This is a genomic window from Haloferax sp. ATB1 (genome assembly GCF_000730175.1).
This window is the reverse complement of the sequence record NZ_JPES01000095.1, coordinates 22731-35914: the sequence shown is the minus strand read 5'-3', so window position 1 is coordinate 35914 and position 13184 is coordinate 22731. Positions and strand designations below refer to the sequence as shown.

The window sequence follows — 13184 nt, the reverse complement described above, 5'->3', positions numbered from 1 at the left end:
GTTTTTTCTTCGCCGACCCCCCGAGACCCGTCTGTCCAGTCAGTCGAGTCGCTCGATGAACGAGTTGGTAACCCGGACTTCGTCGTCGTTGATGGCGTGGCCCAGTCCCTCGTACAGCCGACTCGTCGCGTCGGCTCCGCGCCCCGCGAAGATTCGGGCCGACGCCTCGACTCGGTCGGCGTCGACGCGGGGGTCGTCGCGGCCGCTTCCGAAGAAGACGGGCGTGCCGCCGAGGCCGCCGTCGCCGGTTCGACTCCCGAGGTCGGGTCCGAGAAGGCTCCCCGAGAGCGCGACGAGGCCGCCGTACCGGCGGGGGTTCCGAACCGCGAACTCGGCGGCGAGACACGCGCCCTGCGAGAACCCGAAGAAGACGACTCGCTCGGGCGGAACTCCGGCGTCGGCGGCGATGTCGAGCGCGGCCGACACCCGGCCGAGCGCGGAGGTGAGCCACGGCTCGTTTCGCTCGATGGGACCAGCGGCCGGGGCCGGATACCACGAACTTCCGGCGGCCTGCGGCGCGAGATACATCACGCCTCGATGGAGGAACTCATCGACGAGCGTGAGGGCGTGCCGCGCTTTCGACCCACGGCCGTGGAGCACGACGACGGCCGCGTCGGCGACCTGCGGCGGCGCACCGGCCGTCGCAATCTCCTGTCCTTCGTGGGGGTCGGTCGCGGACCGAGGCGCGGTCGGTCGGGGTGACATCAGTTCGGCCCGTCGTCGCCACTGGGTCCAACGCCCGCGGTGCCCTCGTCCTCACCGTCGTCCCCGTCGTCGCCTCCAACGCCAGTCGGCAGGTCCAGCGGACGCAGTTGGCTCCGTATCATCTCGCGGTCCTCCTCCAGCCACGGCGGGAGGTACAGCGACTGACCGAGCGTTTCCGGGTCGACATCGAACGTGAGCCCGGGGCCGTCGGTCGCGAGCTCGAACAGGATGCCGCCCGGTTCGCGGACGTACAGCGAGTGAAAGACGTGTCTGTCTTTCACCCGCGACACGTCGTAGCCGCGCTCGCGGAACAGGTCGTGCCACTCGTACAGTTGGGCTTCGTCCTCGACGCGGACCGCGACGTGATGGATGCTCCCCGCCCCCTCGCGGCCGAACTCGCCGTCCCGGTCGAGGAGGTCGACGGTGGTCGCCCGGTCGCCCGGCACTCGGTAGCGGACGCGGTCGCCCTCCTGTGCGACGAGGTCGAACCCGAGCGTGTCGAGGACGCTGGCGGTCACGAAGGGATTCGTCGAGTGGAGCGTGACGCCGTGGATGCCGCGAATCGCGCGCTCTGTGGGGACCGGGCCGTCGGCCCACGGTTCGACCGACGACTCGCCGGTGACGAGTTCGAGGTCGGTCCCGTCGGGGTCGGAAAACCGGATGACCGTCTCGCCGAACCGCTCGAACGGGCCGTCGACTTCGATGCCGCGGTCGGCGAGGCGGTCGGCCCAGTAGTCGACGGCCTCGGGGGGAATCACCAGCGACGCGGTCCGAATCTGCGGCGTCCCGGGACGTCCCGGCTCCTCGGCGGGGTACGGGAAGAACGTCAGGGCCGTCCCGGGCGACCCGGTCTCGTCGCCGTAAAACAGGTGGCGCGTGAACTTCTCGTTGAAGTTCACCGTCTGCTTGACGAGGCGCAGGCCGAGCGTCGTCGCGTAGAAGTCGACGTTCGCCTGCGCGTCGCGGACGATTCCCGTGACGTGGTGGATTCCGGCGGTGTCTGTGAGCATCGAGTTGGGTGGAGTGTTCTGAGGGACGGCGGGAGCGATGGCGATGGCGCGACGGGGACGGTTCGGCGCGTCGGGACCGCGGTCAGCGACCGATGGTCCCCTGTCGGGTGACGGGCGCGTCGGGGTCGACGAGGAAGGCAACGACGGTGGCGTCCTCGTCGGCGGTGAGCGTCACGCCGGCGTCGTCGACGAGCAGGCCGCTTTCGGTCTTCCCGAAGCGCGTGCCCGCGGCCTCGACCGCGCCGTCGAACACGTAGAAGTACGCGTCCCGGCCCTCGATTTCGGGGAGGTCGGCGCTCGACCCGGCGTCGAGACGGAGGTCGAAGAGGTCGACCTCGTTGCGGACGAAAAGCGGCGGGTCGGAGCCCTCGGGGCCGAACAGGTGCCGCCACTCGCCCTCGACGGGGGCGTCGATGGGTTCGTGTTGGACGTTTGGCTCCAGCCCGAGACTGTGGGGCCGGACGAACATCTGGAGCATCCGCAGCGGCGGGTCGTCCGCGCGGGTGAACTCCTCGTGCCAGAACGTCTCGCCCGCGTTCATCACCATCAGGTGGTCGGCGTCGGTGACGAGGTCGTTGCCGTCTTGGTCGCCGTGGCGCATCACGCCCGCGGGCACCCACGAGATGATTTCCTCGTCGCGGTGGGGGTGCATCGCGATGTGCGTGTCGGGGTCCATGAACGACTCGACGATGGTCGCGAGCGGGCCGTAGCCGTGGTCCGCGTGGTCCGGGAGGGCGCGTCCGGGGAAGTTGAAGTAGGTCCGGAACTTCCCCTGATTCTGGGAGACGTCGGTTCGCTCCGCCTTGTAGAGCTTCGTCTCGGAGCCGACTTTCATTACGTGCGCACCTACGCGTCGAATCTATATACCTTCTCGGCGACGTGACCGAAAGCAGGTGACGTCGGTGTCACCGGGGCACGTTTCGGGTGTCCGCTCACGCCGTGTTCACGCCGTCGCCTCGTCGTCCCACGACCCGAGCGAGGGCGACTGGGAGTCGATGTCCGCGACGAACCGCATCGTCGCGGCGTTCAGCGCGAGTCCCAACAGTCCGCCACCGATGACGCCGACCAGCAGGCCGATACCCGGCACGTTGACGACGAACACCGTCGCAAAGACGGAGATGGCGAGCACCAACGCCCCGTATTTGATGAAATATCTGAAGTACTCCCCGCCGTCGACGGCGAACGAGACGGACGCCCGAAGCGCGTCCGACAGTCCAGCGTCTCGGAGGACAATCAGATACGGCGTCGCGTAGACGAAGTACCCCACAACGAAGTACGCGACGACGGAGAGCACGACGAGCAGAACCAACTCCGAACCGGGGTTGCGTACGCTCTCGAAGAGCGCGAGCGCACCGCCGAAGACGGCGAGGGACGGCACCGCGGTCAAGACCAGAAACGGAACCGCGTACGCCCGGACGTTCCCGAAGAACTCGAACTCGCCGCGTTTCAACTGGTCGGCGAGGCTTCCGAAGTAGCCCGCCGCGAGGAGCGATTTCACGACGATGGCAACCACTCCGAGGACGACCAGTCGCGACCCTGTGCCGACCGGAACGCCGGGGGAGAGATTGACTCCGCTGTTGGGTGCGGCAACGAACTCCCACACTGAGCCGACCGAAAACGGCGTCCCGAAGGTGACTCCGAAGTACACGCCATCGTGCGTGAGCACGTTCGATATCTTGTCTTCGTTGAGAATCCCGAACAGGATGGGAATCACGGCGAGACGCGGGTCGTTGACTGCGCGGTCCCAGCCGTCGGCGATGCGGGTCAGGAACCCCGGCATCACGACGCCCGTTCGTGTTGCAGACGGTTCGACCGTGGTGAGACAGGAGACGACTCGGAGGGCATCATCACCGACAAAACCATTGGCGGATAAACATGTTGTGGCTGTACTGCGGTGGCAGTCGTCGTCACCACCCCTGCCGCAGTACGAACGCGGCGTGGCCGAACACGGCGAACAGGAAGGGGACCGAACCGGCGGGCCAGACGAAGACGGTGCCGAGCGGAATCGCACCCAATCGGCCGATTTCGGCGTCGAATCCGCGGACATCGAAACGTCGTGTCGTCGGAGTGTTTCGCGGAACTGGGAGTCGACCTCGTCCGGAACCAGAAACATGGTGGGCTTGTTGACGAACGACTTCCCGTAGTACAGCCGGACTGCAGTCTGGTCGCCGAAGGTCACGAATCGGGCAGTTTCGACGTCCGAAAGCGAGGTCGTCACGTCCTCGTCGCTCCGAAACAGCGAGGGGTCGCCCATGTGGTAGGTGCTTTCGAGTTCGCCGTCGTCGCCGTCGACCGCGACGCGCATGCCGATGAACCGTTCCGAACTCTGGAGGACTGCCGTCAGTACCACCGCGCAGTACATACTGTACACGAACGGACCGCTGTCACCGGCGAGCGCCCCGAAAATCAGTAACGCGACGGGGGCGACGGCGAACACGCTCCACCACAACACGCGGCCGAAATCGACGCCGTTGTACGCGATTCGCTTCGGGAGTTCCCGGAGACCGGCCATCCCCGCGGTCCACGTTACGACGGCCTCGTTCTCGCCAGAGTGTGTCACCGTTAGCGTCCTTCAAAATCGGCGGGCATATAGCTCTCTTGCAACGAGTCGCGGTGCGACCGCCACGCCTCGGGTTCGGGCCCGAAAAGACCGAGTGAGACGGACCGAGGCCGACCGAAGGTACTGGTACCTAAATTAAACTAGGTTGACAATCTGGGTCCGAAGCAGAAGTCTTACCACTAGCAACCGAGTTCGATGTAGTAGCGGGATGGGATAGCCAGGAGATTCCGCCGGGCTCATAACCCGGAGATCGGTAGTTCAAATCTACCTCCCGCTATTCTCCTGAAAACTACACTCAAGCAGCGCGGTTTATCGCGCTGCGGCGCCCCGTTTTCCGTGGTAATCGCAACAGGTAGTTTGAACGAGGGAGCGTCAGCGACCGGAGTTCAAATCTACCTCCCGCTATGGTTTTGCCGACCTCAGCTCCTGAGCGCCGAGTCTTGGCTCGGCGCGACCCACGAGGTCGCCTTCATAATCAGTCAGTCGAACCGGTGAGTAACACTTCATGTTTCGAGTGAGGCCCACTCTCTCTGACCATCAAGAGAAGACCGAGTTCGGAACGAGGAGACCGGCAACTCAGTTGTCGGCAAACTTACCGCGTTTCTCGGCGACGACCGACCCGACTGCCGACCGCAACGCCTTCCAATCGACTCGACCGGAGTCGAGTCGGGCGTACTCCTCTCGGACGATTATCTCGAATACGCGTGCGTGAATCTCGGCGGTTGTGGGCGATTTTTGAGCCGCTTCGACGGCTTTGATAGCGCGGCTGACTCTCGCGTCGGTGACGAGCTCGTCGGCGAGTTCCGCTGGCTCGCCTCGTATCGGCTCGTGGTCGTCCATCTCGTCGAGGACGGGGCCTTCGATAAGTGCGCGCCCACCACGTCTGTTTTCGACGATAACCCCTGCAGCGGGGTTGTCGTACCACGCGGATTCGGGGATGTCGAGCCGCCCCGGATGGAAATCACGGACGTGCAGTTCCTTCTGGAAGGTGTTCACCGGCGTCAGACCCAGCCGTTCGAAGACCTGCTCGGCTTTGTCGATGGGGAACAGCCGCTCTTTGGTCCCGTTCCAGATAGTCCAGCCGAGAACTGCTGGGAGTCGCTCCCAGTCGTAGTCGATACCGACATTGCACGGTGCCACACAGAAGAAGACGTACGCTCCCGGCTCGTCGACCGCGTCGTGGAACGCGTCGCGGTCAAACTGCTCTCGAACGTGCCGAACGGCGTATTCGTACGGCGGGGGCACGTCATCGAAGACTCGGTCTCGGTCACCGAAGACCAAACGCCCCGACGGTTTCATCTGAAACCGCAACCGGGGACCAGCGACGTACTCACGGAGCCACAGGTGACCGCTCGACAGCAACTCATCTGGGGCATCTTCGAGATGAGGCGTCGATGGATACGGTTGCATGAGTGATTCGTTCCACTACGAGACGGATAGTCTTGGGTGTGTGCGCTGGCACACCTTGCACACCGTGTGCCGCGTTCCGAGCACACGGCGGGGAGCGTCTTCGTCGTCGAGCTCCCCCGAGCCGACTGACTCGCCAGTACACCTGAAGGGATTATCCCGCTCGACGACTGAGAACGGGTATGCAGTTGTTGGACGGGTCGACGAGAGCGTCCGAGAGCGAGGCTGTGACGGCTCGGAACGGAGGCCGGGAGGTCCCGGTGGCGTGACCGAGGAGTCGCTCCCTTCCGAATACCTCTCGCCGCTCGCCACGCTCGTCGACGAGGTGCTTGCAGAGGTCGGTTACGAGATAACCGCCGCCACCGAGGCCATCGACGACGCCGTGCCCGGTTACGGCGGCCTGTTCGACCCCACGACGACCCGGGACGAGTTGCGGCGCGCGCTCGATGAACTGCTGGCGTCGGAGCTCGCTCAGCCGCCCGTCTCTGAGCCGACCGACGACTCGTTCATCCTGTACGTCGACGGCAGTTCGCGCGGCAACCCCGGCCCGGCGGGTGCGGGCGCGGTCATCATGGACTCGGAAGAGACCCAACTCGCCCGACTCGGCCGTCCCGTCGGCTCCCGAACGGGGAACAACACCGCCGAGTACGTCGCGCTCCAACTCGGGCTTTCCGAACTGATGACTCGCTACGAGCCACACAGCGTGGAGGTGCGAATCGACTCGATGACCGTCATCCGAGACGTCTGGGGTGGCTCAGCCCCGACAGAATCGGGTGTCGAAGCGTACAGCGAGGCCATCGCCACGGCACTAGCGAGCGTTCCGAACCACCGCTACACGCACCTGGCCGATAGCGACCCGAACCCCGCCGACGCCCTGGCGACGGTCGGTGCCGATATCGCGGCGCTGGGCCCCGGATAGCGACGACACCACCAGTGGTCTCTCCCGAGCGAGTCGCTGACTGCCCGAGTTCCGTTTACGAAAGAACAATTTTGCCAGTCCGGGCAGAGAGCTAGTCGTGCCCTCCGAGACAATCTGTTGGCCTCGACACCTAATTTTATATAGCGACATACGATTTATTTGTTGATCTCGCGAATTAGCCGACAAATTACTAATCCTCGTTGTCTGTCGCCGACAACGACACAACAAAAATAGACAGCTATCGGATACTTCTCGCCTCTCGCTCGAAATCGGGGCTCACAGAATTATCGAGGGGTCGGTGTTCGGTCTTCTCTCGACGGGTGACCAGTCAGATGCGCCAGTTCAGCGAGAACGAGTCGTTCGTCGCGGTATCGTTCGTTCCGGTCGTGCTGTTGGTCGTGGAGTTTGTGGTCGTCTTCGTCTGCTCGGCCGGCTCACCCGTATCGGCCGTGACGGTTCCGCTCGTCAGTTCGCCTAGCGGGGCCTGGATAGCGTAGCTCGGCGTCTCGACCTGAATCGTGCTCTGGGCGTCGACCTGCACGAACTTCAGTTCGAGCGCGTACGAGCCGTCGGACTCGATTTCGGTCGCTTCGACCTGGTCGGTCTGCGGGTGGAACGCCCACGCCGTCTCACCGGCGTCGAGCCGACTCGTCTCGCCTTCGATGGTCCGAACCGTGTAGTCCCGGTTCGTATCGGACCCCGCGAGCGGGTAGTTGCGGTCGAGCCACGCCTGGAAGCCTTCGTCGATAGCGTACACGTTCTCGAAGCCGGTCGCGAGCAGCATCGCCGCCCGGAGCGACGACAGGTGGTGCGGGCAGTGGCAGTAGGTCACCACGCGGTCCGCCTCGTTCCAGTCGTCCGTGGGGTCGAGTGTCCGACCGTCCGGTGCGGGGCTGAGAACGGACCCGAAGATGTGGGAGACGTCGTACCCGGTCTCGCTGCGGGCGTCGACGAAGCGCGCCTCGCCGCGCGCGTACCAGTAGTACGCGTCCTCGATGGGAACGAGGGGGACTTCGACGGTCACGTCGTGCACCTCTCGGGTGAGCGTGTCGTACGAACTCGTGTCGATGGACCGCTCTTCCGGCACGGTGTCGAACTCCGGCGGGTAGCCGTCCGAGGGCTTGGAATCGGTCGGCAGGTCGTCGCCCTCGCGCGGGCCTCGCATCTGATTCTCCGGCGCGGCCGTCGTCGTTTGCGTCGTCGTCTGCGTCGCGTTGGCGGTGGTCGTCTGGGTCGACGTGGACGTCGTCCCTTCGGGGGACCCGCTCGAACAGCCCGCGAGCCCGGCAATCGTCGCTGCACCGGTCAACTGGAGGAACCGTCTGCGGCTCGACTGTCGTTCTGTCATCACCCATCCGTACTGAGCAGTAGTGGTTTATTATATACAGAGTAAGCGCTGTACGCCCGTACTCGCGTGGAAAGACGGACTACGAGCGACGAACGTATCGAGCCGCTAAACCGCCGGTCACGCGGTCTGCTTGAGATACCGTTTCTCCCAGCGACGACGCGTCTCGACCGCTTCGCGGCCCTCGTCAGTGAGTGAGTACTCGTTGGTCCGTCCGTTCTTGCTCCCTTTGTTGACGAGGTCCTTGTCGACGAGTTCGTTCAGGTTCGTGTACACGCGGCCCGTGAGCAGGTCGCGCCCCTGCGTCTTTTCGAGTTCGGTCTTGATAGTCTGTCCCGAGGAGTCGCTCATTCCTCGCACAACGAACAGCAAATCGCGTTGAATCGCGGTTAATTCGTGTACGCACATAGGGGATGCCACGGACGCACCCTACATGAACTTCGGAGATAGTTGTGGTACTAAAGAACCCCTAGAACGGGTGGAACGGTCGTTTCTCGGAGTTTGCTCTCAGAACCGACGACGACTGAGTGAATAGACACATCATAAATCGGGGTCGCCCCGACCGCTCGAACGCACGAAATCACGCACACCCGGACGAGCGCGCCATCGTTCCGCGACTGCCGACCAGCGGACGCCGGGCGATGACCGGCCCGCTAACTGCGCCCATCCGGGAGCGAACGCCCCGACCCAGCAGTTCCTTACTCATCCCATAGTAAGGAACCCCGCCGACCACGTGCAGAGTATGTTTGGAACGAGCGGCGTTCGCGGTGCCGTCGGCGAAGACGTGACGGCGGAAGTGGCGCTCTGTATCGGAAGGGCGCTCGGTAGCGAGGTCTCCGGACGCGTCGTCGTCGGCCGCGACGCGCGCGAAAGCGGAACGATGCTCGAACACGCACTCGTCGCCGGGATTCTGGAGTGCGGAATCGACGTACTCCGACTCGGAACCCGGCCGACACCGTCTATCGCCCGCGCCGTCGAGTGGTTCGACGCCGACGCCGGTGCCGTCGTCACCGCCTCGCACAACCCGCCGACCGACAACGGCGTGAAGCTCTGGACCGCGTCCGGCCGGGCGTTCGATTCAACCCAGCGCGCCGCCATCGAGCGGCGTATCGAAGACGAGGACTACGAACTCGCCGCGTGGGACGGTGTCGGAACCGAACAACACCGGAGTATCGAAAACCGCCACCGCGACGCGCTCAAATCGAGCGTCGACCTCGAAGACGACCTCTCGGTCGTCGTCGACATCGGCAACGGGACGGGGCGGCTCACGGCGGACGTGCTCTCGGACCTCGGGTGTACGGTGTCGACGCTCAACGGCCAGCGAGACGGTCGGTTCCCCGCCCGTCCGAGCGAACCCACCGACGAGACGCTTCGCGGGCTCAAGTCCCACGTCGCCGCGACCGACGCGGACCTCGGCGTCGCCCACGACGGGGACGCAGACCGGATGATGGCCGTCGACGGCGACGGAAACTTCGTCGATGGCGACGCGCTCCTCGCCCTGTTCGGGCGCGAGGCCGCGTCAGAAGGCGACCGAATTGCGGTTCCGGTGAACACGAGCCTCGCCGTCGACGACGCGGTCGCGACCGTCGGCGCGGACGTGGTACGGACGCGCGTGGGCGACGTGTTCGTCGCCGAGAGATGCGCCGAACCGGGCGTCGTCTTCGGTGGCGAGCCCTCCGGGGCGTGGATTTGGGCCGACGAGACGCCCTGTCCCGACGGCCCGCTCGCGGCGTGCAAACTCGTCGAGTTCGTCTCGCGGCGCGGCCCGCTAGCCGACCTCGTGGACGACATCGACGCCTACCCGCTTCGCCGCGAGAGCGTCGAGACGACCGACAAAGCGGGCGTCCTCGAACGCGTCGAAGCAGCGGTGCGCGAGGAGTACGACGACATCGACGACCGCGACGGACTCCGCGTCGAGACCGACGACGGGTGGTTCCTCGTCCGGGCGAGCGGAACGCAACCGCTCGTTCGGGTCACCGCCGAGGGTCGGACCGAAGCGGCGACCGACCGACTGTTCGACGAGGCGCTGGCGCTCGTCGAGTCTCGAACCGACACCGTTCGCGCCTGAATCGGGGGTAATCCCCGTTGAAGAGGGATGGAGATTCGAGCGTCCCGCGAGGTTCACCACCGAGTGACACGGCAGGAAGGAACCCCGCAAACGTACGCCTTGCAGCGGTGAGACGCCGGACTGTTGGCCAATCGAACAGCGCTGCGGACACGTAGGCTCGGTGAATTTCGTTCTTGCTCCCGCGTGGAATCGGTGAATATCTAAATATGACCGTCAGAGAGTGTGACACACCAACAAATCGTCGATATTTAGTGCGTTAACTGTACACACAGATATAAAAAGACTGGACATGTGAAGGCTCGAAGTTTCTTCGTTTTATGACGTTCAGTAAATCGGACACAATGAACTCGAAATTTACTCGTCGCACCTTTCTCACCGCCGCCGGCGGACTCACGCTGCTCGGAACTGTCGGAACTCGGAACGCCGCTGCGGGGTTCTCGCCGGGCGTCGTCGGGACCGCACCATATCTCAGTGACCGACTTTACCCGACGATGGGCACCGACGATTCGAACCCGACGCTCGTCGTCTACGTGAACTTCCTGTCGGACTCCTCGCAGTACTTCGTCCAGCACAATCTCGAAGACATCGTCCGCGAGTACGTCCTGACGGGCGACCTCAATCTCGAACTGCGATTCCTCTCGTACAGACCGGACGCCATCGACACCTACCTCGTCGGCGACGACGAGGGCGAAGCCCGCGCCGCCCGCGCCGCTCACGGCGTCTGGGACGTCGAACCGGAGAACTTCTGGCAGTTCTTCGAGTTCATGTTCTGGAACTTCACGACCAAGACGTACACGCACGCTCGGTTGGAGTCCTACATGGACCTCGCAGGCGTCCGCAACATCACCAAAATCGCCAACCGCGCCTACGAAGACCGCTACGACAGCCTCGTCCGCTCGGCGACCGACGAGGCCGTCCGCTACGGTATCTCTGGCGTGCCGCGGGTCCGACTGCTTCGAGACCACAAGGACGCAAACTACGGTGACGTTCTTGGCTGGATTCGGACCCGTCTCGACCGGGTCAATGCGGGGTCGGTACGCACCCACTCGCTGTTGCCCGGAACGAAGTACGAAACGCCCGTCTACGTCATCGACTCCGGAAAACCCGGCCCGACGGCGTTCGTCGTCGGCGGTATCCACGGCGAAGAACCGCAGGGCTACCACGCGGCGGACCATATCAGGCATCTCCGCCCGACTGGTGGCAAACTCGTCGTCGTCCCCTACGCGAACGCGCCCGCAATCAGCATCGGGGCCAGATACACTGAAGACGGCGACCTAAACCGGCAGTTCCCCACGGGGGCGCAGCCCACGTCCCGACTCGCGCGGGCGCTCTGGGACGAACTCGCCTCGCACGACCCCGACGTCGTCGTCGACCTCCACAGCTCCAGCGGCATCTACAAGCACGACGGGAAAGTCGGGCAGGCGGTCTTCCCGACCCGCGCAACCCCGATGAACGCGGTGAACGCCTGCGACTACGTCAACGAGCAGTACGTCGACCCCTCGGAGTACCCGTCGTACTACGACTTCGACTGCGGGAACTCCCTCGACGGCTCTCGGCCGCTGTTCATTCACAAGGTGTACGGCGACCTGCACCTCCCCGGCTACCTCGTCGAGACGACTCGCAAGGGGACGACCCTCGAAGACGCCGTGACGTGGGAAGTCGCCGTCGCTCGCGACCTGCTGTGGCAACACGGCGTCTACCACGGGTGAACCACTACGTCGCGCCTAACGCGACCAACTCGCCGAAAATCGCCGACAACGACCACTTATCTCACGTATAATAACGCCCATCGTTCGACTACGGCGGGGTATGCAAGCGATTCTACTGGCAGCCGGACGCGGCACGCGAATGCGCCCGCTGTCGAACGAGGTTCCGAAACCGATGCTGAGCGTGGCCGGACAACCAATCGTCGGCCACACCGCCGCGGCGGCGGTCGAAGCCGGTGCCGACGAACTCGTCGTGGTCGTCGGGTACGGCCAAGAGACGGTGCGCGAACACTTCGGCTCGTCCTACCGCGGCGTCCCGGTCTCGTACGTCGAACAGGACGAACAGCAGGGGACCGCAGACGCGGTTCGCGCCGCCAAGGAGCACATCGACGGCGCGTTCGCCGTCCTCTACGGCGACAACCTCTACGACCCCGCTGGAATCGATTCCCTGTTCGACGCGGCACCGAGCATCGCGTCGGTCCGCGTCCCGAACCCCTCCAACTACGGCGTGTTGAACGTCAGCGACGGCGCGGTGGCGGAAATCGTCGAGAAACCCGACGCACCGCAGAACGACCTCGTCAACGCCGGCGCGTACGTGTTCCCCGCCGAGGCCCGCGACATGCTCGACGTGCCGCTGAGCGAACGCGGCGAGCGCGAACTCACCGACGTTCTCGACCGGGTCATCGACCAGTTCAACGTCTCGCCGGTGACGCTCGACCGCTGGATGGACGTTGGACGCCCGTGGGAACTCCTCGAAGCCAACGAGTGGAAGCTCAAGACGTTCGACCGCCGCATCGACGGCGACGTGAGCGACGACGCGACGGTCCAAGGCGACGTGGTCGTCGAGGAGGGAGCGACCGTCAAAGACGGCTCCGTCGTCGAGGGGCCCGCCTACATCTCGGCGGGCGCGACGGTCGGACCGAACGCGTACGTGCGCGGTTGCACGTTCCTCGGACCCGACGTTCAGGTCGGCCACGCCGTCGAAATCAAAAACAGCGTCCTCCTCGCGGAGACGAGCGTCGGCCACCTCTCGTACGTCGGCGACAGCGTCGTCGGCCGCCGCGTCAACCTCGGCGCGGGGACGAACGTCGCCAACCTCCGCCACGACGGCGAGGCCGTCTCCGTGACGGTCAAAGGCGAACGAGTCTCGACCGGCCGCCGGAAGTTCGGCGCGGTCGTCGGTGACGACGCGAAGACCGGCATCAACACGGCGCTCAACGCCGGGGTGAAACTCTCCGAAGGCGCTCGTACCCTGCCCGGCGAAACCGTGACGACTGACCGATAACGCGGCGGCAGCGACGAGACAGCTTTCTTCTCACACCGGTTGCGACACCTCGGAACAGTCCGAATCTCTCCGTACCATCGCATGTTCTTGTCAGTCGTCGTCGATGTCGAGGTGCGTCAGTACCGACAGCAGTGTGTGGTGGCGGAGAACGAGCGAGACGACATCGCGAGCACGAGTCG

12 protein-coding genes and 1 tRNA gene are annotated in these 13184 nt (G+C 64.7%); 6 read left to right on the top strand and 7 right to left on the bottom strand.

Features of this window, described 5'->3' with window-relative positions:
- Positions 1–39 precede the first annotated feature (39 nt).
- The 4 genes from ATB1_RS15875 to ATB1_RS24620 form a co-directional block, all read right to left on the bottom strand.
- Entirely contained in the window at positions 40–705 is a 666-nt protein-coding gene (locus ATB1_RS15875; protein WP_042665523.1) for an alpha/beta hydrolase, read from the bottom strand.
- Entirely contained in the window at positions 705–1715 is a 1011-nt protein-coding gene (locus ATB1_RS15870) for a ring-cleaving dioxygenase (protein ID WP_042665521.1), read from the bottom strand. Before ATB1_RS15870 ends, ATB1_RS15875 begins: the two co-directional genes overlap by 1 nt.
- Positions 1716–1797: 82 nt before the next feature.
- A complete protein-coding gene (locus tag ATB1_RS15865; protein ID WP_042665519.1) occupies positions 1798–2550 on the bottom strand; it encodes a pirin family protein in 753 nt (250 codons plus the stop codon).
- A 108-nt stretch (positions 2551–2658) separates the two neighbouring features.
- On the bottom strand, positions 2659–4275 hold the full coding sequence (locus tag ATB1_RS24620; RefSeq protein ID WP_241768304.1) for a hypothetical protein: 1617 nt from the start codon (positions 4273–4275) through the stop codon (positions 2659–2661).
- A gap of 202 nt (positions 4276–4477) precedes the next feature.
- On the opposite strand from ATB1_RS24620, the gene ATB1_RS15850 reads away from it, so the two are divergent.
- Positions 4478–4552: transfer RNA gene (locus ATB1_RS15850), tRNA-Met, on the top strand.
- A 299-nt stretch (positions 4553–4851) separates the two neighbouring features.
- Here ATB1_RS15850 and ATB1_RS15845 read toward each other — a convergent pair.
- Entirely contained in the window at positions 4852–5574 is a 723-nt protein-coding gene (locus tag ATB1_RS15845; RefSeq protein WP_042665556.1) for a hypothetical protein, read from the bottom strand.
- Positions 5575–5947: 373 nt separating this feature from the next.
- Between ATB1_RS15845 and ATB1_RS15840 the strand changes: the two genes are divergently transcribed.
- Complete coding sequence (locus tag ATB1_RS15840; protein WP_042665515.1) at positions 5948–6601, top strand: ribonuclease HI family protein; 654 nt, start codon at positions 5948–5950, stop codon at positions 6599–6601.
- 328 nt (positions 6602–6929) lie between these two features.
- Here ATB1_RS15840 and ATB1_RS15835 read toward each other — a convergent pair whose 3' ends face one another.
- Entirely contained in the window at positions 6930–7949 is a 1020-nt protein-coding gene (locus ATB1_RS15835) for a rhodanese-like domain-containing protein (protein WP_042665513.1), read from the bottom strand.
- A 117-nt stretch (positions 7950–8066) separates the two neighbouring features.
- The gene (locus tag ATB1_RS15830; protein ID WP_082256459.1) at positions 8067–8297 is read right to left on the bottom strand and encodes a helix-turn-helix transcriptional regulator; all 231 of its coding nucleotides are present in this window, start codon (positions 8295–8297) and stop codon (positions 8067–8069) included.
- Positions 8298–8473: 176 nt separating this feature from the next.
- Between ATB1_RS15830 and ATB1_RS21760 the strand changes: the two genes are divergently transcribed.
- From ATB1_RS21760 to glmU, 4 genes are all read left to right on the top strand, one after another.
- A complete protein-coding gene (locus ATB1_RS21760; RefSeq protein ID WP_128081490.1) occupies positions 8474–8659 on the top strand; it encodes a hypothetical protein in 186 nt (61 codons plus the stop codon).
- Positions 8660–8688: 29 nt separating this feature from the next.
- On the top strand, positions 8689–10014 hold the full coding sequence (gene glmM / locus ATB1_RS15825) for a phosphoglucosamine mutase (RefSeq protein ID WP_042665511.1): 1326 nt from the start codon (positions 8689–8691) through the stop codon (positions 10012–10014).
- Between the two features lie 341 nt (positions 10015–10355).
- Entirely contained in the window at positions 10356–11723 is a 1368-nt protein-coding gene (locus ATB1_RS19960) for a succinylglutamate desuccinylase/aspartoacylase family protein (RefSeq protein ID WP_052368055.1), read from the top strand.
- 100 nt (positions 11724–11823) lie between these two features.
- Entirely contained in the window at positions 11824–13005 is a 1182-nt protein-coding gene (glmU, locus tag ATB1_RS15815; protein WP_042665510.1) for a bifunctional sugar-1-phosphate nucleotidylyltransferase/acetyltransferase, read from the top strand.
- The last annotated feature ends 179 nt before the right edge of the window (positions 13006–13184 follow it).